The sequence below is a fragment of the Marinomonas sp. TW1 genome, from assembly GCF_001625355.1.
Classification (GTDB): Bacteria; Pseudomonadota; Gammaproteobacteria; order Pseudomonadales; family Marinomonadaceae; genus Marinomonas.
On sequence record NZ_JSEE01000015.1, the window covers coordinates 83,781 to 107,831 of the forward strand.

Consider the following 24,051-nt stretch of genomic DNA (forward strand, 5'->3'; position numbering starts at 1 on the left):
AGTTTGTGTTTTTCTATTTTATCTTGCCGTCTATTTTTACTGTTTTGCTAGCGCTTCAGAGTCGGTCATGTCGAGGATATATTGTTGTATTTGTTGGCTGTATTTATCGGATAATCCTTTGACTTCGTACGCCAAGATTTCTTCACCATCTTCTTCAATGATATCGGGCAGGCTAGTAAACACACGGTTTTGGATTTGTGATAAGGTAAAAATGTCATCTGTTATGACCAGCTTATTTATGTGCTCGGTTTTTTTCAATTGAGCGACCTTATCAAGTACCCCAGTTATTTTTTCAGGCTCCAGTTTGTCTGCTTTGATCATATGCGAGATTTGCGTATTACCTTGGTGAAGGCCTAAATGAAAGTCGAGTTTTGGCGCTTCCTCGTAGAGCTCATTTTCATAGAGCTTTTCGACTAATCCAATGAATAATTCAGCAGTACAAACTGCATTCAAATATAAATTGTCTTCACAGTGTTCAGCGCTAAAGAGAATGATAGCGGCGTCATTCTGGTATTGGTGAACTTGACCTAGGTAAGTTTCACTGGCTTGAAACATGGCTCGGTAAATGGGCGTTAATAAATTCGCTACTTGAAGCGGCGATAAGTCTTCGTGCCATTTTTCTAGGTTGAGAATGTCGAAATAAAGTAAGCAATTACGTTGTTTTGATTCTTCAAATATTGCGTCAAAGTTCATTTCAAATTGGGCTTTTTCGACCTGGCTGATTTCTTCTTCCGGTAACGTTTCCGTTGTGTTCGTTTTTGTATTGGAAATAGCTTTGGCGGCTTTTTTCTTCGGACGAGTTTCGGTAACTGCTTGATAGAGTAGGCGTGCTTCTTTGTAAACCGGTTCTACAAGGGTCGATTTTCTTTGTTTTTTATCCAGGTTAATTAATGCATCACGGATGTCATTAATGGGATTAAATAACCAGCGAGTGAGAATAACGATGAAGAGCAGGGCGATGGTGGAGATAAAAATGGCCACGCCAATGAGTAAGTTATTAAGGTGTTGCAATGTGGCTTGAGCTGGTGTCTTGTCTAGCGTGATAAGAACGTGTCCAACGATTTCATCGCGGAATTTAATACTAGAGCTGTATACTCGACGTTTTTCACTGGGTCTCAGTTCTTGTTCAGAGCGGATGCCTGCGCCACTACTATCTGCTTCGGCTAAGAGTTCGTCTTTCTTATTGTAGACCCGTGCGCTAAGGATATTTTCATCAACCACTAGGCGATTTAGCAGAACGTTTAAACTCAGTAGGTCGTTAGTCAAAATGGATTGAGTGGCATTGAAAGCGGCTTGTGTTGCCAGGCTGCTGCCTAATACTTCTGTTTGCTGGGAAAGATAATTGCTCAGCGCGTGCGTCATGGTGTACCAAAAAATACACACGGTTAGAATCATTAATGAAAGGAACGTGGCGACCGTAATCGTAGAGGCGCTGAGTCGCTTACGTATGAACGCTGAGAAAACCTTCTTTTTTGATTGGGTGTCCATTCATTTCCTTTAGGCTTATACACAGAACAATGACTTAAGTATACACATGATAACGGCCGTTTTCTGAAATCTTTAAGTGACATCGAAGCCGGTTGAATAAGTTTTTGTTTTTCTAAACAATCAGTAAGGCTTTTACTCTTACTCATGTTATCCACCTCGTGAGATAAATCCTGCTTAGAGAAAAGAAAACGATTTGTTATAGTAGGCAGCACATTATTTGAGGAAGCCCTATGTCAGCTAGTATTACGCTTATTGGATCGTTTGGAACCGACTATTTAAAACAGTTCCATGCTTGGTTAAATCGTCAAAATCTTTCTGCTGAGACGCGTTTATTATCGGATGATCATGAGGCGATAAGAGTGGCTCAAGTGACGTTAGTGGGCGGTTTTCCTGAGCTCGATGCGTTGCGAGCTGAATTGTTAACTTTGGCTGATGAAACTGGCATAGATCATATCCTACAAACCACGGCCCTAGACATCAAAGCGGGCGGTGTGGCCGTCTTTGACATGGATTCGACGTTAATTAAAGCAGAAGTCATGGATGAATTAGCGGTTGAAGCGGGCATTGGTGAGCAAATTGCAGCGGTGACAGCCAGCGCCATGCGAGGCGAAATCGATTTTGTGGAAAGCTTTGTGCAACGATTAGCGCTTTTAAAGGGATTGAGCAGTGATGTAATGGACGGTGTCTATCAGCGTATTCAACCGATGGATGGGATTGCCAGATTAATGTCTGTGCTTAATCACTTTGGTTGGCATACCGCGATCTTATCAGGTGGTTTCACCTACTTTGCAGACCGAGTGCAAGCGGAATATCAGATGAGTGAAGTTCATGCCAATGTCTTAGAAATTGAAGATGGCGTGTTAACTGGCAAGCACCTTGGTGAGATTGTCGATGGTGAGCGTAAAAAGTTCTTGCTGTCTAAAATCGTGAGCGAACAGCAAGTGGATTGGTCGCAAACCATTGCGTGTGGCGATGGTGCTAACGATTTGTTGATGCTTAATCAGGCCGCTCTTGGGGTGGCGTTACATGCCAAACCACTTGTTCGTCAACAAGCGCCTTGTCCGATGAACCAGCTTGGTTTAGATGGAATATTATATCTTTTAGGTATGACTTCAGCGGAAATAAAACGTCTTGAAGCTTAATTTTGTTTGCTTTTCTTATTGTTAGATTGATGATTTTGGGCAGATTCAACGGGAAAACTATGGTCTTCTAGAAAAGCTTGTTATGATCATCAGTTATAATAATAAGTCTAAATGAGGTGTGGTTGTGTCAGAAATCAAGTTGTCGGACATCGATCTGAATTTGCTTTATGTGCTTCAAGTTCTGATTGAAGAGCTAAATGTGACCAAAGCCGCCTCTCGTTTAAATGTTTCCCAGCCTGCTGTGAGTCGCTCCTTATCTCGTTTAAGAGATGTGTTTGATGACCCCTTGTTTATTCGAACTTCTCATGGCTTGTCAGCAACGGCGAAGACACAAGGCTTGGCGCCTTATTTGACCGATACGCTGAAAAATCTCGAAAACCTGATACAACCCGTCGAATTTCATCCTGCACAAAGCCAGCGACGCTTTTCTTTATCCACCACAGATTTTGGCACGCTAACCGTCTTGCCTAAGATACTGGATCAGTTTCGACAGGAAGCCCCCAGCGCGGTACTGGATGTGAAATCCTGGAACGAAGACATGGTCACCGAGCTTGATCAACGTAATATTGATCTGGCTGTGGCCGTTTTATCGAAGGAGCCACCGCCAGGTATACGAGCAATGCGTTTGCAAAGTGATTGTATGGTGTGTTTGGCGCGTAAGGAGCATCCTCTTCTTACTCAAGGGTTAACGCTCGATGCTTATTTGCAGGCGGACCATGTTCAAGTCGTCCTAGGGCGGCGTGAATTTTTTGCGGTGGATCGGGAGCTTGATAAACTGGGACACAAACGACATGTGTCTGTGCATTTACCGAACTTTGTGCCAGCGGCGAGAACGGTTATGAACAGTGATTTGTTATTAACTGTGCCAAGGCTCTTTGCTGAAGACATGGTACAGACGGCATCAGACATAGAGCTGTTTGAGTTACCGTTTCAAACGCGCAGCTTTGATTATTCTATGATTTGGCATGAAAGTTACCAGCATGATTCCGCGCATATTTGGTTTCGTGGTTTATTAAGACAGGCTTTTCTTAATGCTACACAATCCACTTAAAGCGCTCTGAGCTCGTTTTATGGTTCCAAGTTAGCTAAACGACTGACCCATTCTTTGGTTAATACTTCCACTAGACTATAACGTTTTAACGTCATGGCTTCCGCTAAACTGTCGAAATTTTCTTCCAAATAATCGTGCAGAATGGAGTCTCTTAATTGCATCAAGTATTTGATTTGTTCGGCCTGTTCGAAAGTCACATCTTTGTGTTTGAGAAGCGCTTCTAGCACATCTTTACGAGCGTGCACTTCCGTTTGGTAATGATGTTTTAAAACGTATTTTGCCAGATCCAGCATAGAGGCAACGAGAAGTTGAAACGAATGCTCTATGATCATCATTTCATCACGGTTGTATTCTCCGTTTTTGGTTTGCTTACGAAATGAGTCGAGTCTTTTGATCATACTGTGCTGATGATCATAAAGAGCATTTTCCCAATTTAAGTCTCTCATTTGAGCACCTCATTAATAGATGAAAGCGCACTTTCTTCAGTACGCTATCATCAGTTTAGGTGAGCATTGGCTATTTTGAAAAGATTGGAGGTTTAGAAACTGTTAAAAGGGTAGAAATCGTATGCTTGGTTTTCTTGTACGGATTCTCGTGCTTTGATGTGCAGATAGCCTTGGCTTTCACAGGCGGCTAACAAAGCGCCGGAACTTTGTTGAATATGTGGGTACGCTTTACCCTGTTGGATTGTCACTCGTAAGAATTCGTCTCGTTGAATGGCTTTGGGACGATGGAATCCGGCTTTCACTTTGTAAGCTTCCGGTCTCGTCGCTTGCGCGCCAGCGCACACCGATAGTAATAAACGGGCAAACCAATGAAACGTCACTAGGGTTGAACTGGGGTTGCCGGGCAATCCTAAAAAAGGAACCCCATCTAAGCTGGCATGCACCAATGGCTTGCCAGGTTTGATGGCAATTTTCCATAGGTGCAATGTGCCGAGCTTTTCCAGAACATGTTTCACATGGTCTTCTTCGCCAACTGAAACACCGCCCGATGATAAGATTACGTCACATTCTTTGGTCAATTGCTGCAAAGCCTGTTCTGTTGCTTCTGGCGTATCCGCTGCGTGCAGCGAGCAGGTCACCCTATGTCCGGCTTCAGTGACTAAAGCGTCGAGCATGGGACCATTGGAATTGTAAATTTGACCGGTTAGTAGTGGGGATCCTGCCGAGACCAATTCATCCCCTGTGGTTAGAATGCCCACTCGCAATGGTTTAAATACGCTAACTTGAGTCATGCCTAAGCTGGCAAGTAGACCAATTTGCATGGCAGTCAGTTGCTGGCCTAACAAAGCAATGGTTTGGCCTTGTTTCATATCTTGGCCGCTTGGTCTGACATGATCGCCTTGTTGTGGTGTTGAAAGAAAACGGACCCGCTCGGCTTCAACTTGGGCATTTTCCTGCATGATAATGGTATCTGCCCCTGTGGGTAAAATAGCGCCCGTGAAGATTCGTGCACAGGTGCCAGCTTGTAAGGGCTGTGGTGCTTGTCCTGCGGCAACGCGTTGGCTGACTCTAAAGGCTTTGCTATCTTGCCAGTCTTGATAGGCAATGGCATAACCATCCATTGCGCTATTGGCCTGTGGAGGGACGTTCATCGGTGCCACGATATTGCTCGCTAAGATACGACCTAATGTCTTCGATAAGGGTAAGGTTTCGGTTTCTACACGCACTGTAGCGGCCTTTTCGATAGCGGTTAACGCCTCTTCAAAAGCAAGCAAATTCGACATTAAGAGGTGACTCCATGAGCGCTATTTGGGGTCAAAGGCCCAAGTAACATACCAACAAAGTTACATGGTCTATGGGAGGCGTCTAATTGTTCTTTTAAAATGCCGTTCCAAGCGGTTCGGCAAGCGCCTGTGGAGCCTGGTAAGCAAAATATTAAGGTGCGGTTAGCTAAACCGGCAATGGCACGAGATTGAATGGTTGATGTGCCAATTTCTTCATAGGAAATTTGGCGAAACAGTTCCCCAAAACCATCAATGGCTTTGTCGAACAAAGGTGTCATGGCCTCAGGTGTGCTGTCGCGAGCATAAAACCCTGTACCGCCGGTAATGAGTACCGCATGGGTGTCTTCATCGGCAATCCATTGAGAGACGACGGCACGCATTTGATAGACATCGTCTTTGACGATATGACGCTGTCTAAGGTGATGGCCAGCTGCGTTCAGCATCTCAATTAATGCTTCGCCAGAAGTATCTTCAGCCAATGTGCGAGTATCGGAAACGGTTAAAACACTGATGTTTAGTGGTCGAAATGGGGTTGCTGTTTTTGCCATTGTATTCCTTCTCAGCCGCCAGTTGCGCTCATAAAGCGAAGTATCTGCGGCGCTTCTTCTAGATTGAAGTGATGTTGCTGTGGCTTGAGTGCCAAAGCATCAATAATGCGTTCTTCGAGTAACGGGGTATTGTTTGGATGGACTCGTAAAAGACTTTTTAAGTCTTTCGAGTGTTCATTGCCTAGACAAAGTAACAGGCGACCCTCTGCGGTTAAGCGTACGCGGTTACAGGTGTCGCAAAAATTATGACTGTGCGGGGAAATTGTACCGATACGATTCTCATACCCTGCGACTTGATAATATCGTGTCGGGCCGCCTGTGGTCATGGTACTAGGGCTTAATTGGTAATGTCCCGAGATCGCTTCGATCACATCGTCGCTGGACATGTACGTGGCCGCTCTATCATGATCGTGGATCATACCCAAAGGCATTTCTTCTATGTAACTGATGTCCAAACCACGGTTTAGAGCAAAGTCAGCCAAGGCTGGCACTTCATCATCATTACGGCCTTTTAAAATGACGCTATTGAGTTTTAAGCGTTTAAAAGGCAGTTGGGCCGCGCGTTCGATGCCGTCAATGACCTGTTGGAACTTATCTCGTCGCGTTAGCTGGTAAAAACGCTCGGCTTTCAGGGTGTCTAAGCTGATGTTGATGCGTGAGATGCCTGCGTTCAATAAGGCTGGGGCCATTTTTGCCAATTGTGAGCCATTGGTGGTGATGGTGAGTTCTTCCAATCCGGGGGTATTGGCGATTTTCTCAATTGCCCAAAGAATGTTTTTACGAACTAACGGTTCACCACCTGTAATGCGAATACGTTTGGTGCCCATGGCAATAAAGGTTTGTGCCACAAAGACAATTTCTTCCAAGGAGAGTATCTGTTCGCGGGCTAAAAACGAAACGTCTTCGTCCATACAATAGGTGCAACGAAAATCACATCGATCGGTTACCGAGATGCGTAAATAATCAATTTTGCGACCAAAAGGATCGATCAGTTCAGACGTAGCCAAGACATTTCTCCACTTGCAGAGTGTCATAAAAGCAAAAAAGACCTGTGTTAGTAAAGTAGCAAGGCGGTTTTCGCGAGATTAATTCGAGGAATTCATATTTTATCTGAATTTGCGGATCGTGGGACGAGTGAAAAAACGTCATAATAGGGTGCAATTATTGTTGTCGAGGAGTGGCATCTTGAACCCTGTTGTAAATAATCTCATTGAATTATTGAAACTAGAACGAGTATCTGACACTCAGTTTATCGGTCGTAGTCAGGACATAGGTTTTCCAAAACTGTTTGGTGGCCATGTTATTGGCCAAGGTCTAAGTGCGGCCACGCAAACGGTAGAAGGGCGTTTTCCTCACTCATTGCATTGCTACTTTTTACGCCCAGGTGATTCCGCCGAGCCGATTCATTATGACGTGGAAATAGTCCGTGATGGCGGCAGTTTCAGTCTACGTCGTGTGGTGGCGTCTCAGTTTGGTAAGAGTATTTTGGTGATGACGGTGTCTTTCCATCTGCAAGAGCCGGGTTTAGATCATCAGGATGCCATGCCAAATGTGCCCGGTCCTGAGTCTTTTAAATCAGAACTGTCTTTATTCCGAGCGCATGCAGAAGAAATCCCAGAAAAAGTGCGTGAAATCTTCACTGCTGATCGTCCCATTGAATACCGTATTGTGGAGAACCAAAATCCGTTCCGTCCTCGTCCTGGTATTGCTAAGCGCCATATGTGGATTCGCAGTGTTGCTCCGTTACCAGATGATGAGTTGATTCATCAATCCATGCTGGCGTACACCACGGACTATGGTTTTATTGAAACCGCCTTGATGCCCCATGGTTTATCCATTGGCAACCCGTATTTGAACATAGCCAGTTTGGATCATGCGATTTGGTTCCACCGTCCATTCCGCTTAGATGAGTGGTTGTTGTACGTTGCAGATTCGCCGTCGGCTTCTTCAGCGAGAGGGTTTGCACGGGGACAAATCTTTAATCAAAAAGGAGAGTTGGTCGCATCGACAGCTCAAGAAGGTTTGATTCGCTACTCGAAAGACAAATAGTCTAAAGAGAGGATCGATAGACGAACTCAGGCATGATTAACCCAGATGTTGCGTGAGCGCCCATTGAATATGCTCTTGGACTAAAGGTGTACTGTGTTCAAGCGCCTGCTGTAAGACCTTTATGGTTTCCTCTGTGGTAGGGGCGTTGCCGAGGGCAACGGCAAGGTTGCGCTGCCAGTTTTCATAACCAGTACGGCGAATGGGAGAGCCTTCGGTATTTTTTAAGAAGGTGTCTTCATCCCACAGAAAGAGCTCGACTAAGTCTGCGCTATCTAGGTTGTGTCTGGGGTGAAAATCGTCCTCTTCTGTGTGCTTGGCAAATTTAGTCCAAGGGCAAACTAATTGGCAATCGTCACAGCCAAAAATGCGATTGCCCATTTTGCTTCTTAACGCTTCAGGAATAGGGCCTTTATGTTCAATGGTGAGATAGGAAATGCATTTGCCTGCATCCAGCACCCAAGGCTCAACAAAGGCGTCGGTTGGGCATTGAGTTAAACAAGCGTCGCAACTGCCGCAATGACGCGTTTTTGTTGGTTTATCCACTGGTAAGGGTAAATTGGTGAAAATTTCCCCGAGTAAAAACCAGCTGCCTGCTTTTGGGGTTAACAATAAGGTGTTTTTTCCTATCCAGCCCATGCCAGCTTGTTCGGCAATTTGTCTTTCTAATACGGGCGCACTGTCGACAAAAGCACGGTAACCATGGTCGCCAACCTGTTCTTGTATTTTCTTGGCCAGTTGCGTGAGACGTTTACGGATCAGTTTGTGGTAATCACGGCCTAAAGCGTAACGAGCAATGTAAGCTTTTTCTGTGGTTTGCAGGCGTTTTACCGTTTCCACTGATTGCGGCAGATAGTGCATGCGTAAGGAAATAACTCGGCGTGTGCCTGGATGGAGTTGTTCAGGGTAGAAGCGCATGTCGCCATGGTTAGCAAGATAATCCATGCCGGCATGATAGCCTTTGTCTAACCAGTTGTTGAATTGGTCTTTGTGTTGTCCAAGGTCGGGATCCACAATGCGTGCATCGGCAAAGCCAAATTCGGTTGCCCATGTTTTTATATCAGTGACCAGTTTTGCAAGGTCGTCTGGTGTGGAAAGTGAAGAAGGCAGCAAGGAAAATCCGGTTTATCTTGACGCTAGGCAAAGGCTGCCTAGCGAAAGTCAATTTGATTAGTAAAGTAAGGCATCGCCTTTCACGACGTCCATTAATAGTTTGATAAACATACGATCCGCTTCGGTATGTTCTTCTGGGATTTTCAAGGTGGTCTGGCTAGACACTTCTTCTGCAATGCGTTGATAAGCATTTGGCTCATTGATGTTTTCTTTGGCAATGCGCACTAATTCAGAAGCCAGTTTAGGGTCCATTAATAATTTACGGAAACAGCGTAAGAACTCGTCGATGATGCGTTGTTGGTTTAGTTCGTTAGCCATGGTAAAACTCCTAATCAAATAATCTGCGTATGACACCATGAAGCGGATATTAGAGCAAGTTTTTCTGTTTGTTTTCGTGTATTGCTGTTGACAATATATCGCCTCAAAGCGAGAATTGACCTCTTATAAATCGACACCATCCAGTCGATAAGGTCATATCTTTGAGCCACTAGCTCATTTCAATCAGAGTCAGTCTGATAAGCACAAGCATAACATGACGCAATATCGTTATTTTATGCTTCTCCTCGCGAAAAGACGCGGGCAGTGTAACAACTGCGATTTATTGCGTTTGAGTGTTCTTTTTTTAAAGTTACCTCAGTTAGTTCAGCAAACTTCGTTCTATCAACTTTAATCTGCTTGTCGTATGCGGTTACAATAGCCGCACTAATAATTTTAACAGCAGATAAATACTATAGAGGGTAACAAGGTGGAGTTATTATCCGGTGGTGAAATGATCGCCCGCTTCCTCAAAGATGAGGGAGTTGAATATATCTATGGTTATCCAGGTGGTGCCGCACTTCACATTTACGATGCTTTGCATCGTCAATCTGATGTTAAGCACGTTCTGGTTAGGCATGAACAAGCGGCTACCCACATGGCAGATGGTTATGCACGCGCGACAGGTAAGGCTGGCACCGTGCTGGTTACCTCTGGGCCTGGTGCAACCAATACGGTCACTGGTATTGCGACCGCTTACATGGACTCTATCCCAATGGTGGTTATCTGTGGTCAGGTAATGAGTTACCTGATTGGTGAAGATGCCTTCCAAGAAACCGACATGGTCGGTGTTTCGCGTCCTATCGTAAAACACAGCTTTACGGTAAAGCATCCTTCTGAAATCCCCGCCATCATGAAAAAGGCGTATTACATTGCGTCCAGTGGCCGTCCCGGTCCTGTCGTTATCGATGTGCCGAAAGACATGACCATGCCGGGTGAGAAATTCGAATACAAATACCCTGAGTCGGTTTCATTACGTTCTTATACGCCACCGACGAAAGGCCACAGTGGTCAGATCAAAAAAGCGGTTGAGCTGTTGTTAGCGGCTAAGCGTCCGGTCATTTACGCTGGTGGCGGTGTCATCATGGGTGGTGCGTCGGATTTATTGGTCAATCTAGCCAAATCCTTAAATGTACCTGTGACCAACACCTTGATGGGCTTGGGTGCTTACCCAGGAACGGATCGTCAATTTGTCGGTATGTTAGGCATGCACGGCAGTTACGAAGCCAACATGACCATGCATCACAGTGATGTGATCTTGGCGGTGGGCGCGCGTTTTGATGATCGTGTCACCAATGATCCAGACCAATTCTGTCCTGGCGCAAAAATCATTCACATTGATATTGATCCTGCGGCAATTTCTAAGACCATTCGTGCAGATGTGCCAATTGTCGGACCTGTTACTCAGGTATTAGAAGAAATGCAGTCATTAGTGGCTGGCGAGCAGAGTAATACCGAAGCCTTGGAAACTTGGTGGAAACAGATTGATGAATGGCGTGCAGTACACGGTGGTCGATACGACACAAGTGGTGAGAAAATTAAACCACAAGCGGCCATTGAAGCTTGCTGGCGTGCCACAAAAGGAGACGCATTTGTGGCTTCGGATGTGGGCCAACACCAGATGTTTGCTGCTCAGTATTACAAGTTTGACAAGCCAAATCGTTGGGTAAACTCAGGTGGCTTAGGCACGATGGGCTTCGGTTTACCGGCGGCGATGGGCGTCAAAATGAACTTCCCGAAAGAAACCGTGGTTTGTGTAACCGGTGAAGGCAGTATTCAGATGAATATTCAAGAGCTGTCTACTTGTTTGCAATACGGCTTGCCGGTGAAGATTTTATGTCTTAATAATGGTTATCTTGGCATGGTTCGCCAATGGCAAGATATGAACTATGAAGGTCGTTATTCGAATTCCTACATGGATTCATTGCCGGATTTCAAAGTACTGATGGACGCTTATCGTCACAAGTATGTTGAAATTCGAACCAAAGATGAACTTGATGCCAAGATGGAAGAAGCGTTTGCAATGCAAGACCAATTGGTCTTCATCAATTGCTACGTGGATCCAGAAGAGCACGTTTATCCAATGCAAGTGCCACGCGGCTCTATGCGCGATATGTTCTTGAGTAAGACGGAGCGAACCTAATTATGCGACATATTATTTCTGTACTAATGGAAAATGAGCCTGGTGCTTTGTCGCGCGTAGTGGGTTTGTTTTCTCAGCGAAACTTTAATATCGAGTCTTTGAACGTTGCCGCAACGGACGATCCAACCTTGTCTCGTCTAACCTTGACCACATTTGGTTCGGATCAAGTGGTTGAGCAAATCACCAAGCAGCTAAACAAGTTGATTGATGTGGTTAAGCTGGTGGATTTGACCGAAGGACAGCACATTGAACGTGAAATGATGTTGGTGAAAGTGCGCGCAACGGGTGCTCAACGAGCAGAAGTGAAGCGTACGGTCGATATCTTCCGTGGTAACATTGTGGACATGACACCGTCGATCTATACCGTTCAAATTGTTGGTGAGTCCGACAAATTGGATGGTTTTCTACAAGCATTAGGTGGAGCACACTTGCTTGAGGTAGTCCGAACAGGTGTTTCTGGTATTGCTCGTGGTGAGAAAACATTGTCTCTTTGATTGTGGACTAAATGTACAACTGCTTGTCACCTTTAAAGGCCGCGATTTATCGCGGCCTTTCTATTTCGAAGCCCTTTGATAGGAACGCAATGTGGATAAAACGAATTGGAAGTTACTCAAAGCTTTAGGCGAAAATGCGCGATTGACTTACGCTGAGTTGGGCAAATTAGTGCACCTGTCTGCCCCAGCGGTAGCAGAGCGTATCCGAAAATTGGAGGAAGCTGGCGTGATTACCGGTTATCACGTGAAGGTTAATTTGGAGAAAATTGGTATTCCTATCACTGCGCTGGTGGAGTGTCAGGTGTATCGTACTAAAGAGCGGGAATTTAAAGCTTTGGTGATGAGTCTGGACGAGGTGGTGGATTGTTACAATGTCACTGGGCCTTATGCTTTTGTGTTACGAGTGGCGGTGCATTCTATGTCTAAGCTCGATCAATTGCTGGAACGTCTTATCGATCTAAGTGACACCAATACCATGATGATACTATCGACGCCGGTATCTCGTGAAATACCGGCGGACAGTGAGAAAACGCCAGAGACTTATTGAGCGACGCTGGCCGGCATTTTATTTTGGCGCGGCCACTGGCTGATGATCATGCCGACAAAGATCAGCGCACACCCCATGAATTCACGTGTTGATAAGTATTCATCCATTAACAACCACCCGCCAATAGCGGCGAAAACGGCTTCTGTTGATAAGATCAATGCTGCCGAACTTGGTGCAACATTCTTTTGTCCTAGGGTTTGCAAAGAATACGCGATGGCAGAAGAGGCAATACCTGCGTAAACCAATGGCAGCCAGCTTTGTTGAATGTTTTGCCAGGTGGGCTGTTCTGTTAACAGGGCAAGAATCCAAGAAAAGACCGCCACAATGACTAGCTGCACGATTGAGAAGCTAATGATAGGCACTTTACGCGAGTAGTAACCAACCACCAAAACGTGTGCCGCCCAGAAGAAAGCCCCCGCTAACTCAATTGCATCGCCTTTTTGAATGCTTAAGTTCGGTCCCACAGTAAGGATGTATAACCCGATGACAGCGAGAGCAATACCCAGCCAAGTATGACGTTCAATGGTGTGTTTTAGAAACAAGCCAACAATCGGCACAATGAGCATGTACATGGTGGTGATAAAACCTGCGTTGGCGGCTGTGGTATAAAGTAGGCCTATTTGTTGTAACGTCGCTCCAGAAAACAGGATTAATCCAGCAATAGCGCCAGCTTTTATGGTTAAGCCTATGTCTGCCTTGCGATGACGTTCAAATAGATAGGCCAATGGCAACATGGATAAAGCGGCTAAGGTAAAGCGAGCCGCATTAAAGCTGTATGGGCCGAGGGATTCCATTCCAACGCTTTGCGCGACAAAGGCAAAGCCCCAAATCGTTGCCGTTAGCCACAGAAATAAATGGGAAATCGTCATCTTTTTTCTCTTGTTTAAAAAGTGGATAAATCGTCTTTTGTTACGTGGGAAAAATTGTAGGTTTAAGTTGTGTTTTGCGACATAACAAAGACAAAGTAAGGCAAGGGATTCGCTTTAGATTCGAAAGAAATGATGATGACTGACTTACGAATAGATGGCTGCTCTTAGGTGGATAAAAAAACACGTTTATAGAATCTCATAAAACAGTTGGCAGAAGATGAAACTCAAGGTAAAGTTGCGCCCCTTTTTGATGGTTTTCTGAACAGATTATAGTGTAGGAGTAAGCTGAAGTGACCTTGAGTTTATGGTTGACGATCGCACCTTTGATTATGTTGTTGTCGCTTGGGCCTGGCCCTAATAATTTTACCGCGATGCACAATGGTATGCAGTACGGTGCGGTGCCTGCAGTGATTGCAGTATTTGGACGTAACTTGGCATTCAGTCTCTTGATGTTGGTATCCGCATTGGGTTTGGGGGCCATTATTGTATCGTCTGTATTTTGGTTTAGTGTCATTAAGTGGCTCGGTGTGGTTTACCTTTTCTACATTGGCGTGAAAACTTGGCGTAGTGCGGCAACGGCTTTGCAGGAACACGAGTCGGAAAATGGTGTGCGGGCAAAATCCAATCACCTTGCCAGAATGCGTCAGGAGTTTCTGGTTGCCGTCAGTAACCCCAAAGCCATTTTGTTGTTTACTGCGATTTTTCCACAGATGTTGGATTTGACTCAGCCAGTGCCAATGCAATTTTTCTGGATGGGAGTGACTTTTTGCGTGACTGAATTTATTGCCGCTTATGTCTATGCTTTGGGTGGTAAGCAGATTCGCCGTTTGATTAAGAAGCCCAGTGGTATGAAAAATTTAAATCGAGGGATGGGAAGTGTGTTTGTTATGGCCAGTGTATTTTTGGCTACCGCGACCCGTTCTTGAGCCTTTTGACTCTGGTTATTTAAATCGTCAGATAATCAAAATGTTGAGCATAAAAAAGGTGACACTAGGTCACCTTTTTTATTTGGTATGCAGCTACAATCCTTAGCTGTGTTCTTTCAAGAACTCTTCGCTTAGATACAATTCTTCATTGCTGTTTACTTTTACATCGCGCTCTAAAATCATTGTTGCAATTTTTTGTGCTTCTTCTAGAGAGTGCATTTCGTAAGTACCGCACTGGTATTCGTTCAGCTCTGGAATATCGGCTTTAGCTTTTACTTTTAATACGTCTTCCATTGCCGCTTTCCAAGAGGTGGCAACAGTGTCTTCAGAGGGGGTGCCGATTAAGCTCATATAAAAACCCGTTCGGCAACCCATTGGCGAAATGTCGATAATTTCAACGTTGTCGCTATTTAGATGTTCACGCATGAAACCCGCAAACAAATGTTCCAGTGTGTGAATGCCTGTTTCAGAAAGGATTTCTTCATTTGGCACACAGAAGCGTAAATCAAATACTGTGATGTCGTCACCTTTAGGGGTGGACATGGATTTAGCGACACGAACGGCCGGTGCGTCCATACGTGTATGATCAACACGGAAGCTGTCTAAAAGTGGCATAGATTCTCTCCTTTTCAGCCATAACAGAGTGAGGCTATGGCGTGTATAAAATTAACTTAGCCGAATTATACATTAAGATTGATGGTTTTACTGCTGCTTTTGATGGATCTTATCCATTCGTAGCAGAGTGCTAAGCAAAACATAATCGCTGCGAATAACATGCTTTCACCGATGAAAAATGCCATCAAACCACAGCTGCAGAGTGCCAGTAAGGCCAACAGTTTTAATTGCCTATTTAAAAGCTTAATAGCCGCGATGCAGGTTAGGGTGTAAATGAGCAGAAAGCTGCCATTGGTCATTTCAATAAACCACGCCATTTTCCAGCCAGACAGCTCTGAAAACAGGATAGACAGCAAGGTGATGGCGCACACCAAAAATACGGCTTTTGCTGGAGAACCTTGGGCATTCAGTTGGTTGAATTTGGATGGTAAAGCGCCTTGCTGAGCCATGGATTGGACCATGCGGGAAAAGCCAAGGATGTAAATGGCCACATTAGCGAACGCAATCACATAAGCGCCTACGGCAAAGATTCGACTGCCGGTATCCCCTAGTAATTTACTGACCAGTAAAGCAAGAGACTGACTGTTAGTGACCTCGTCGCCATAAGTTTGATGCCAAGCAATCAATAACACTAAACTCAAGTAAGCAAGAATCACAATGGCAATGCCGCCCAATAAAGCAATAGGAAAGTCACGGGTAGGGTTTTTGAATTCGGCCCCCATATGTGCCATGACCTCTATGCCAAGAAAACACCAAAAAATGATCCCAGTGGCGTAGAGAGTCGTTTGCCAGTCAGCCAGATTGCTCGGTGATGTGATCACTTGAGTGCTGGATTGAATATCACCTAATAAGCACAGCATGATGATGGTGGCAATCATGGCGATGACCACGCCACTTTGAAAGCGAGCAGAGGTTTGAATGCCGGCTATCGCAAATAGCATCATGCCAACTAGGGTGATGATGCTAAAAGTGAGAATCCAGTTTTCCGTAACATTGAAGATAATACTGAGATAGGCTGCGGCGACTTTAATGGCGACCGCGGGGCCAACGAGCAAGATACTTAAGAATAACCAACCGACGGCTTTTTCAATACCACCGCCAAAGGCTCGCCCTATGTAATGAGACGCACCGCCAGCAGAAGGGTATTTGGCTCCTAAGAAAGCAAAGATAAACGCAATGGGAATAATCATTGCAGCCGTTATGAGCCAAGCATAAAAAGCAAAAGAACCTGCTTGTGCGACCGACATGGCAGGTAAGATCATTAGACCCGTACCTATGAAGGTGGTGACTGTCATGGCCATGCCTTGAAGTGGGCCAAGAGTTTGGTGATATTGAGTCATAGTGAACCTTGATGAATAAGCTGTTTTTTAATGACTTCTAGCATAAAATAAGGCGCTCAATAGGAAACGATACAAGATGACGCTATTGAGGTGCAAAATGACGGAAGTTCCGTCATTTTGTCTCGGATGATGGAAGAATAAGAGGTGTTGAGTGGCGGATCAGTATGATCAAAAGATTCTGGCATTATTAGTCGCCGATGCGCGTTTGTCTGTGTCGGATATTAGTCGACAAGTGAATTTGTCTCGTTCAGCGGTGACGGATCGTATTCGGCGCATGGAAGAGATTGGTACCATTACAGGCTACCATGCACATACGTCGGTTTCTAAAGAAGAGGGTGTGACCGCTTATCTAGCGCTAACATTTCGGCCGCTCTCTTGCGATTTGGTGCAACCTCTTATCGATGCCATACCTGAGGTAAAACTGGCTCACTCTATCAGTGGTGATGTGGATTTGATGGTGCTTGTGCAGGCGGCTTCAATGGCACGGCTGCATCAGATTCGCAGTGAAATGGATTCATGGCCAAATTTGGATAAGGTGGTGACGCACATGTGCTTGGCTAAGCGTGTAGATCGTTGGTGATGTTACCCATTGGATTCAAATGGTTAACATTGAGACATAAAAAAACGGGCTTCAGCCCGTTTTTTTATGTCTCAGAGAAGAGATTAAGGCATCATGCCCAGCGCGGTTAAGCCCATATTTTCTGGCAAATCCAACATGATGTTCATGTTTTGGATGGCCTGACCAGATGCGCCTTTTACCAAATTGTCGATCACCGAAAGTACAACGACTTTGTCTCCGCCTTGTGGGCGATACACCGCAATACGACAGAAGTTAGCCCCCTTGGTGCTGCGGGTTTCTGGCAAGCTGCCTGCCGGCATCACATCAACGAAAAACTCGTCTTTGTAACGTTCTTCAAATAAGCTTTGCAGGTCCACTGTGGTGTCGATTAAGGTGGCATACATAGTAGAGTGGATGCCACGAATCATAGGGACTAGGTGAGGAACAAAGGTTAATCCAACAGGGCTGTCAGTAACGGCTTGTAGTCCCTGTTTGATTTCCGGTAAATGACGATGTCCAGCGACGCCATACGCTTTAAAGCTTTCACTGGCTTCACACAATAAAGAACCAACATTCGCACCACGACCTGCGCCACTAACGCCGGATTTAGCGTCTGCGATTAAATGTGCTGGGTCAATGATTCCGGCTTCCAATAAAGGAATTAAGCCCAATTGCGTTGCCGTAGGGTAGCAGCCGGGGTTGGCCACAAGTTGTGCTGTTTTGATGGCCTCACGATTGATCTCAGGTAATCCATAGACGGCCTTTGCAACGTAATCTGGTGTTCTATGATCCATGCCATACCATTTTGACCATTCTATGGTGTCTTTGATACGGAAGTCCGCGCCCAAATCAACAACCTTAACACCTCGGTCGATTAATTCTGGGACTTGATCCATGGCCACGCCATGAGGTGTGGCAAAAAATACTAAGTCGCATTGTGCCAGTTCGTCTACACTTGGGGTTGAGAATCGTAAGTTGTAATGACCGCGTAAACTTGGGTAGATATCTGAAACCAGTTTGCCTTCTTCACTGCGAGAAGTAATGGCCACCACATCAACTTGAGGGTGGTTTGCAAGTAGTCTTAATAACTCGGCTCCGGTGTAACCCGTACCGCCAACGATACCTATTTTATACACGATGTTATCCTATCTATTGATGCCTGTACTATTGGCCTGTACTGAGGCGATTGCGAATGTTTAATATAACTGATTGAATAGTGCACGAAATTTGCTCCCGTTAAAAGTGAGGAGGCGGTCTGAAAGGGTTAAATTTAAAGGAAAAGTGGCTTGCAACGGCAAAATCTTATGATGACTTGTTTAAGTTGTCTTTATTGGGTGGCTTGTGCGGCTTAGTGTGTGGTCTAGTGATGGCCTTTTTTTATATGGTCATGTACGTTCCCGCTCGTTATTTTATCAATATGGAGTTTGATTCTTTTGCTTCGCTGCCGTTATTCACTCGTATTGCGCTGCCTGTTCTGGCCTGCTTTCTATTAGCCTTATTATTTCATTTTACCCCTAAGGCTTATCACAAGGTTGGCGTGCCTTATGTCGTAGAAAGGCTGACTTATCATGGTGGCCATTTGCCCATTTGGAACGGTCTGATGCAATTTGTCTCTGCTGTTGTGGGCTTGCTGGGAGGTTTGTCTATGGGCAAAGAAGGACCAGCGGTGCATCTCGGGGCAACCTTAGGCAGTGTATTGGCGGTGCGAACAAAGTTGACCCAATACGGTGTGGAAACCATGTTGGCTTGTGGTGTCGCTGGGGCCATATCAGCCATTTTTCAAACGCCTCTGGCGGGGGTGCTGTTTGCTTTTGAAGTGATCTTCTTAGAGTATCGACAGCATTTTGTGTTGCCGGTATTACTGTCTTCCGTGGTGGCAACCTTTGTTAGCCATTTTCTTATCGGACCGATGAATGCATTTGATATTAATGCCTTGCATCATGTGACCTTATCGTTTGAATTATTAGCGGCTTGTCTGCTATTGGTGTTGATGATTGTTCTGCTGGTGGCGCTGTTTTTTCATACTCAAAAAATGGCTTGGCGTTTTAGTCAGGTTTCTGTTTGGTGGCGTTTTTCCATTGTTGCTCTATTAACGGCTCTTGCGGCCTTTTATCTTCCCGAAAGTTTGGGCATTGGTTATGGGTCTTTAAGTCGTTTATTGAGTGGTGATTTGCTTGTTTATGCTTTGTTGGTGCTGATCTTAGTAAAAACAGTATTGACGGCTGTCACCATTGGTTTGGGCATTCCCGGAGGCATGATTGGTCCCGCTTTTGTCATTGGAGGTATGGCCGGTGTCTTTGTTGCTTTAGTTTTTGGTGTGACGGCAGATAACATTGCTTTGTTTGCTCTATTGGGTATGGCGGCTATGATGGCGGCCAGTTTTCAAGCGCCGTTAACCGCGTTGGTTGCCATCATAGAAATGACGCAATCTTCTTCTTCCATTGTTCCTGCTTTGTTTGTCATCGTGCTGGCTTGTCTCTTGCTGAGGGTTGTGTTTCATCAAGAATCCATTTTTACAGAGCGACTTAAGTTCATGGGAATGGCATCCTCGATTAGTCCATTTCGTCGTCATTTACGGCAACATAAGGTGTCTTCGGTATCGGATGATGCTTTGATCCTACCGGTCAAGATTCCTCTTGAGCAAGTGAAAGATTTGGCTTCAAGTATGGTAAACTATGCGGTATTCGAAACGGATGGACATTGGTATTGGGTGCATCGTGCTCATATTTTAGAGGCCTTGCAGAACCTAGATGTTGGCCCGCAACCTTGGCTTCGATTTGATCAGGGAGTGGGGGTGATGGATTTGCGGCTTGCCGTTGTAAGTGAAGCCATTTTACAAATTGATGAGCCATCTTCTTTAGAAGCTTTATTGAGTTGGTTTCAAGAGAGCAGACAAAATGATGTACTGATTCGTTTACCAAATGCCATTTATGGTGTGGTTTCGAAACATCGTTTGGATCAATTTTTACTGAAGCATGATGACTAAAATCGGTCTTTGTTTCGTATGAATGAGAATATATTAGTAATAGGATTTAGCAAATTATGAGTCGTTCAGAAGATCTTTATGCACGCGCGCAGCACCGAATCCCTGGTGGCGTTAATTCCCCCGTTAGAGCGTTTAATGGTGTTGGTGGGACACCGGTCTTTTTTCAGCGTGGTGAAGGTGCGTATGTTTATGATGAAGATAAAAAACGCTATGTCGATTATGTGGGTTCTTGGGGGCCAATGATTTTAGGTCATTCTCATTCCGATGTGTTAGAGGCTGTGCGCCAACAATTGAATTTCGGTTTAAGCTTTGGTGCGCCTACGGAAGTGGAAATCACCATGGCAGAAAAAGTGTGTGAACTGGTGCCTTCTATGGACATGGTGCGCATGGTGAATTCAGGAACCGAAGCGACCATGAGTGCGATTCGTTTGGCTCGTGGCTACACTGGCCGTGATAAAATCGTCAAGTTTGAAGGTTGCTACCATGGGCACTCTGATTCTTTGCTGGTGAAAGCTGGTTCGGGGGCCTTAACGTTAGGTGTGCCTAACTCGCCAGGTGTTCCTACTGATCTGGCGAAACATACCATCACATTGCAATACAATGATATTGAAGGTGTGCAGCAGTGCTTTGCCGACATTGGTGCAGACGTGGCTTGTATCATCGTTGAGCCAGTGGCTGGCAATATGAATTGCATTCCTCCAGTGGCGGGGTTCTTAGACACTTTGCGACAAGTCTGTGATGAGTCTGGTGCGGTATTGATTTTTGATGAAGTCATGACCGGTTTCCGTGTCGCGTTGGGTGGTGCTCAGGAGCATTATAACATTCAACCAGACTTAACTACCTTAGGAAAAGTGATCGGTGCGGGTATGCCCGTTGGTGCTTTTGGTGGTAAACGCGAGATTATGGAATGTATTTCGCCTTTAGGGCCTGTCTATCAAGCAGGGACTCTGTCAGGGAACCCGGTTGCGATGGTTGCCGGCCTAGCGGTGCTAAATAAAATCAGCGAACCGGATTTCCACAAAACATTAGGTGAAAAAGCGACGCGCTTAGTCACCGGTTTAAAAGCCGCAGCCGATGAGGTTGGCGTGCCATTTTGTGTGGTGAGCGTTGGCGGTATGTTTGGTTTCTTCTTTACCGAAGCGGAGAAAGTGACCAGCTTTGCTCAGGTGCAAGAGTGTGATTTGGATAAGTTTAAAGCCTTTTTTCATTCTATGTTGGAAGAGGGTGTGTATTTTGCACCGGCCTCTTTCGAAGCTGGCTTTATCTCTCAAGCGCACACAGACGAAGACATTGATTTTACCATTGCAGCAGCAAAACGAGCGTTTGCTAAACTGAAGTAATTACATTGAAAAGAAGGTTATTTTAAATGCCTAATGATGACATTAAAGACCCCGAAATGGATAAATCGGCGATAGACTCAACGGATGAAGCGGAAATTTGTGATGGGAAAAAACAGCCTAGGAAAGAGGTTTACCTGCTGCCTAACTTATTCACAACAGCGGCGTTGTTTTCGGGGTTTTATTCCATCATCGCAGCGATGAATGGAGACTATGGTCATGCGGCTGTAGCGATTTTTATCTCCATGGTATTCGATGGTTTGGACGGACGTGTCGCTCGTCTGACTCATACGCAAAGTGCATTTGGGGCTGAATACGATTCTTTGGCAGACATGGTGTCGTTTGGCATCGCGCCAGCATTAGTCGCGTTTACTTGGTCATTGGCGCCGCTTGGCAAAGTAGGCTGGATTGCCGCGTTTATTTATGCCGTTGGCGCGGCCTTACGTTTAGCTCGCTTTAATACCATGCTAGGTGTCGAAGAAAAACGTTACTTTACTGGTTTGCCTAGTCCTGCGGCAGCGGCCATTGTGGCCAGCGTAATCTGGGCATCGAATGAAAGTGGCATTGCGGGTGAAACCCTATCCACTCTAATGGCGTTGTTAGTGCCTGTCGTTGGCCTGCTGATGGTAAGTAATGTCAAATATCGTAGCTTTAAAGACTTAAACCTTAAGGGTCGTGTGCCTTTTGTTGTGTTATTGATGGCGGTGTTGGTGTTGGTGTTGATCGCGCTTGAGCCTTCATTGGTGCTGATGGCTGTATTCTGTCTATATGGGCTTTGGGGTATTGGCGGCATTATTTTTAAATCTTTACGGTAATAAATTTTAACCTCAAACCGACTAAGCTATATCGAATAGATTTGTGTCGGTTTTGAACCTTTCTCTGCGGGCACACTCTATTCATTAAGTCTTCAAATAGAGGTGTGTCATGCAGATTAAAATTGCCAAAGCGTCGGATTGCCATGAAAGTAGTGTGACGCCTGAGTCTGTCTATTTAAATCGACGTCAATTTATGCAAGCGGGCCTGATCGGGGCAAGTTCTTTAGGTTTATCTGGTCGCGTACTGGCTGACAGTCAAGAGGTTAGTCCTCTTACTATTCCAACGTCTCTTGAAGGGGCTTTTAGTCAGTTAAGCAAAACCCCTTATGGTCAATCCGAAACAGCGGCTCCTTATGATGTGGCAACCACCTATAATAATTTCTATGAATTCGGTTATGGTAAAAGTGACCCTGCGGATTATTCTGATTCCTTGCAACCGTTTCCCTGGAAAGTTCGAGTAGAAGGTGAAGCGGAGAAGGTAGGGGATTTTGATGTTGAAGACTTCATAAAAGACAGTCAATTGGAAGAGCGTATTTATCGCTTAAGATGTGTTGAAGCTTGGTCTATGGTCATTCCTTGGATTGGCATACCGCTTGGCGAGTTTCTTAAAAAGTTTCAGCCCAACTCCAAAGCAAAATACGTATATTTTGAAACCTTATATGATCCTAAGCAAATGCCTGCTCAGCGTGGAAATGCATTGGATTGGCCATATCGTGAAGCCTTGCGTATTGATGAGGCAATGAATTCACTCGCCTTCCTAGCGGTGGGGATGTATGGCAGCGTATTGCCAAACCAGAATGGTGCCCCGTTACGTTTGGTCTTGCCTTGGAAGTATGGTTTTAAAAGTATCAAATCCATTGTCACTATTCGTTTCGTTGAATCCATGCCACAAACAACATGGAATATGTTGGCGCCAAGTGAATATGGCTTTTATGCGAATGTAAATCCAGGGGTCGACCATCCTCGTTGGTCTCAAAAGCAAGAGCGACGATTGCCTGGAGGCGTACTCTTCCCTAACGTGATTGAAACCCAAATGTTTAATGGCTATCAAGAAGAAGTGGCAGGATTGTATCAGGGTATGGATTTAACTCGGTATTACTAATATGGCGCAATTTTGGGACCGAAAAGAAAAACCTTGGATAGTGATTCTATTTAGTTTGCCGTTTTTATGGATGCTGGTGTCTTTGCTAATGGGGCAATACTTTCCGGATCCAGGCAAAATACTCATGCGACTCACAGGGATATGGGCATGCGTGTCATTAGTCTTAGTGCTCTTTATGACGCCCATAACCAAATATACCCAATTCAAATTTCTAGCACGCTATCGACGCTTTATCGGTCTGTCGTCATTTTTGTATGCTTTGTTGCATATGGTTTGCTACTTGGTGTTGTTTGCTGGGTTGAGTTGGACGTGGATCGCGAGTGATTTGATCGAGAAACCTTACATTTACGCTGGGGTGGGGGCGTTGGTGATTTTGACGACCTTGGCTATAACCAGTTCTAAGCGAATGATGAAGAAATTGGCGAAACGTTGGAAGCCACTGCATCGTTTGGTCTACTTGTCTGCTCTCTTAGTATGGCTGCATTTATGGTGGCAAATAAAGAGTGATACCAGCATTCTTGTCTGGTTCAGTGCTTTTGCTATTCCATTGCTTCTTATACGAATTCCACAAACTCAGAGTGTAAAAAAGTATTTTTTAAAAAAGAATTAAAAAGTACTTGCTAAAAATCTGTAGATCCTTAATATACGCCCTCGCTGACACGGACAGGGCTTCACTCTCTAACAGAGATTGAGCAGCTTAAGTGTAACGGCAACGCTCTTTAAAATAGATAATCAGATAATTTGTGTGGGCGCTCGCTAGGGCTTCAAAAAAGAAATTGAAGTCTTACGAGAGTCAAACACGTCAATTCGCTTTATTAAGTAAAATTGTGAGTGTTTCGAATTTGAGTGAGCAAGCTTTTTAACTGAAGAGTTTGATCATGGCTCA

The 24,051-nt window shown here is 45.0% G+C and carries 24 protein-coding genes; 13 read left to right on the forward strand and 11 right to left on the reverse strand.

The features are described from left to right. Positions 1-36 precede the first annotated feature (36 nt). Positions 37-1,488: an AhpA/YtjB family protein gene (locus OA79_RS14410; protein WP_063333933.1), complete on the reverse strand. Its 1,452-nt coding sequence runs from the start codon at positions 1,486-1,488 to the stop codon at positions 37-39. A gap of 230 nt (positions 1,489-1,718) precedes the next feature. Here OA79_RS14410 and serB point away from each other — a divergent pair, with 230 nt between their 5' ends. Further along, complete coding sequence (gene serB, locus OA79_RS14415) at positions 1,719-2,630, forward strand: phosphoserine phosphatase SerB (protein WP_063333934.1); 912 nt, start codon at positions 1,719-1,721, stop codon at positions 2,628-2,630. 124 nt (positions 2,631-2,754) lie between these two features. Next, on the forward strand, positions 2,755-3,681 hold the full coding sequence (locus tag OA79_RS14420) for a LysR family transcriptional regulator (protein ID WP_063333935.1): 927 nt from the start codon (positions 2,755-2,757) through the stop codon (positions 3,679-3,681). Positions 3,682-3,698: 17 nt separating this feature from the next. Here OA79_RS14420 and OA79_RS14425 read toward each other — a convergent pair whose 3' ends face one another. From OA79_RS14425 to moaA, 4 genes are all read right to left on the reverse strand, one after another. Next, entirely contained in the window at positions 3,699-4,127 is a 429-nt protein-coding gene (locus OA79_RS14425; protein WP_063333936.1) for a HepT-like ribonuclease domain-containing protein, read from the reverse strand. A 92-nt stretch (positions 4,128-4,219) separates the two neighbouring features. Then, positions 4,220-5,410, reverse strand: a complete 1,191-nt coding sequence (locus tag OA79_RS14430) for a molybdopterin molybdotransferase MoeA (RefSeq protein ID WP_063333937.1) — start codon at positions 5,408-5,410, stop codon at positions 4,220-4,222. Then, entirely contained in the window at positions 5,410-5,958 is a 549-nt protein-coding gene (gene moaB, locus OA79_RS14435) for a molybdenum cofactor biosynthesis protein B (protein ID WP_063333938.1), read from the reverse strand. Before moaB ends, OA79_RS14430 begins: the two co-directional genes overlap by 1 nt. Positions 5,959-5,969: 11 nt before the next feature. Then, positions 5,970-6,965 carry a GTP 3',8-cyclase MoaA gene (moaA, locus tag OA79_RS14440; RefSeq protein WP_156486278.1) on the reverse strand — a complete coding sequence of 332 codons (996 nt, stop codon included), beginning with the start codon at positions 6,963-6,965 and terminating at the stop codon, positions 5,970-5,972. Between the two features lie 178 nt (positions 6,966-7,143). Here moaA and OA79_RS14445 point away from each other — a divergent pair, with 178 nt between their 5' ends. Then, entirely contained in the window at positions 7,144-8,007 is an 864-nt protein-coding gene (locus OA79_RS14445) for an acyl-CoA thioesterase (RefSeq protein WP_063333940.1), read from the forward strand. A 36-nt stretch (positions 8,008-8,043) separates the two neighbouring features. On the opposite strand, the gene queG is transcribed toward OA79_RS14445, so the two are convergent. Next, complete coding sequence (queG, locus tag OA79_RS14450) at positions 8,044-9,117, reverse strand: tRNA epoxyqueuosine(34) reductase QueG (protein WP_063333941.1); 1,074 nt, start codon at positions 9,115-9,117, stop codon at positions 8,044-8,046. A gap of 57 nt (positions 9,118-9,174) precedes the next feature. Next, positions 9,175-9,435, reverse strand: coding sequence for a hypothetical protein (locus OA79_RS14455; protein WP_063333942.1), 261 nt, complete (start codon positions 9,433-9,435; stop codon positions 9,175-9,177). Between the two features lie 427 nt (positions 9,436-9,862). On the opposite strand from OA79_RS14455, the gene OA79_RS14460 reads away from it, so the two are divergent. The 3 genes from OA79_RS14460 (at position 9,863) to OA79_RS14470 (ending at position 12,616) form a co-directional block, all read left to right on the forward strand. Further along, positions 9,863-11,575, forward strand: coding sequence for an acetolactate synthase 3 large subunit (locus OA79_RS14460; RefSeq protein WP_063333943.1), 1,713 nt, complete (start codon positions 9,863-9,865; stop codon positions 11,573-11,575). A gap of 2 nt (positions 11,576-11,577) precedes the next feature. Continuing rightward, positions 11,578-12,069, forward strand: coding sequence for an acetolactate synthase small subunit (gene ilvN / locus OA79_RS14465; RefSeq protein ID WP_063333944.1), 492 nt, complete (start codon positions 11,578-11,580; stop codon positions 12,067-12,069). Positions 12,070-12,160: 91 nt separating this feature from the next. After that, positions 12,161-12,616 (forward strand): Lrp/AsnC family transcriptional regulator, encoded by a 456-nt coding sequence (locus tag OA79_RS14470; protein WP_063333945.1) that lies wholly within the window; start codon positions 12,161-12,163, stop codon positions 12,614-12,616. On the opposite strand, the gene OA79_RS14475 is transcribed toward OA79_RS14470, so the two are convergent. Then, on the reverse strand, positions 12,610-13,485 hold the full coding sequence (locus OA79_RS14475; protein ID WP_063333946.1) for a DMT family transporter: 876 nt from the start codon (positions 13,483-13,485) through the stop codon (positions 12,610-12,612). The two genes, OA79_RS14470 and OA79_RS14475, sit on opposite strands and share 7 nt — an antisense overlap. A gap of 290 nt (positions 13,486-13,775) precedes the next feature. Here OA79_RS14475 and OA79_RS14480 point away from each other — a divergent pair, with 290 nt between their 5' ends. Beyond that, on the forward strand, positions 13,776-14,411 hold the full coding sequence (locus OA79_RS14480; RefSeq protein ID WP_082825483.1) for a LysE family translocator: 636 nt from the start codon (positions 13,776-13,778) through the stop codon (positions 14,409-14,411). Positions 14,412-14,513: 102 nt separating this feature from the next. On the opposite strand, the gene luxS is transcribed toward OA79_RS14480, so the two are convergent. Continuing rightward, on the reverse strand, positions 14,514-15,026 hold the full coding sequence (luxS, locus tag OA79_RS14485) for an S-ribosylhomocysteine lyase (RefSeq protein WP_063333947.1): 513 nt from the start codon (positions 15,024-15,026) through the stop codon (positions 14,514-14,516). A 65-nt stretch (positions 15,027-15,091) separates the two neighbouring features. Further along, positions 15,092-16,366: an L-methionine/branched-chain amino acid transporter gene (gene yjeH / locus OA79_RS14490; protein WP_063333948.1), complete on the reverse strand. Its 1,275-nt coding sequence runs from the start codon at positions 16,364-16,366 to the stop codon at positions 15,092-15,094. 151 nt (positions 16,367-16,517) lie between these two features. Here yjeH and OA79_RS14495 point away from each other — a divergent pair, with 151 nt between their 5' ends. Continuing rightward, on the forward strand, positions 16,518-16,946 hold the full coding sequence (locus OA79_RS14495; RefSeq protein ID WP_063333949.1) for an Lrp/AsnC family transcriptional regulator: 429 nt from the start codon (positions 16,518-16,520) through the stop codon (positions 16,944-16,946). An 83-nt stretch (positions 16,947-17,029) separates the two neighbouring features. Here OA79_RS14495 and argC read toward each other — a convergent pair whose 3' ends face one another. Continuing rightward, positions 17,030-18,061: an N-acetyl-gamma-glutamyl-phosphate reductase gene (gene argC, locus OA79_RS14500; protein WP_063333950.1), complete on the reverse strand. Its 1,032-nt coding sequence runs from the start codon at positions 18,059-18,061 to the stop codon at positions 17,030-17,032. 176 nt (positions 18,062-18,237) lie between these two features. Here argC and OA79_RS14505 point away from each other — a divergent pair, with 176 nt between their 5' ends. The 5 genes from OA79_RS14505 to OA79_RS14525 all read left to right on the forward strand — a co-directional run bounded on the left by OA79_RS14505 (position 18,238) and on the right by OA79_RS14525 (position 23,775). Next, positions 18,238-19,911 carry a chloride channel protein gene (locus OA79_RS14505; protein ID WP_231908882.1) on the forward strand — a complete coding sequence of 558 codons (1,674 nt, stop codon included), beginning with the start codon at positions 18,238-18,240 and terminating at the stop codon, positions 19,909-19,911. 56 nt (positions 19,912-19,967) lie between these two features. Further along, the gene (hemL, locus tag OA79_RS14510) at positions 19,968-21,251 is read left to right on the forward strand and encodes a glutamate-1-semialdehyde 2,1-aminomutase (RefSeq protein WP_063333952.1); all 1,284 of its coding nucleotides are present in this window, start codon (positions 19,968-19,970) and stop codon (positions 21,249-21,251) included. Positions 21,252-21,277: 26 nt separating this feature from the next. Continuing rightward, on the forward strand, positions 21,278-22,063 hold the full coding sequence (pssA, locus tag OA79_RS14515; protein ID WP_063333953.1) for a CDP-diacylglycerol--serine O-phosphatidyltransferase: 786 nt from the start codon (positions 21,278-21,280) through the stop codon (positions 22,061-22,063). A 109-nt stretch (positions 22,064-22,172) separates the two neighbouring features. Then, on the forward strand, positions 22,173-23,165 hold the full coding sequence (msrP, locus tag OA79_RS14520) for a protein-methionine-sulfoxide reductase catalytic subunit MsrP (protein ID WP_063333954.1): 993 nt from the start codon (positions 22,173-22,175) through the stop codon (positions 23,163-23,165). A gap of 1 nt (position 23,166) precedes the next feature. After that, positions 23,167-23,775, forward strand: a complete 609-nt coding sequence (locus tag OA79_RS14525) for a sulfite oxidase heme-binding subunit YedZ (protein WP_063333955.1) — start codon at positions 23,167-23,169, stop codon at positions 23,773-23,775. The last annotated feature ends 276 nt before the right edge of the window (positions 23,776-24,051 follow it).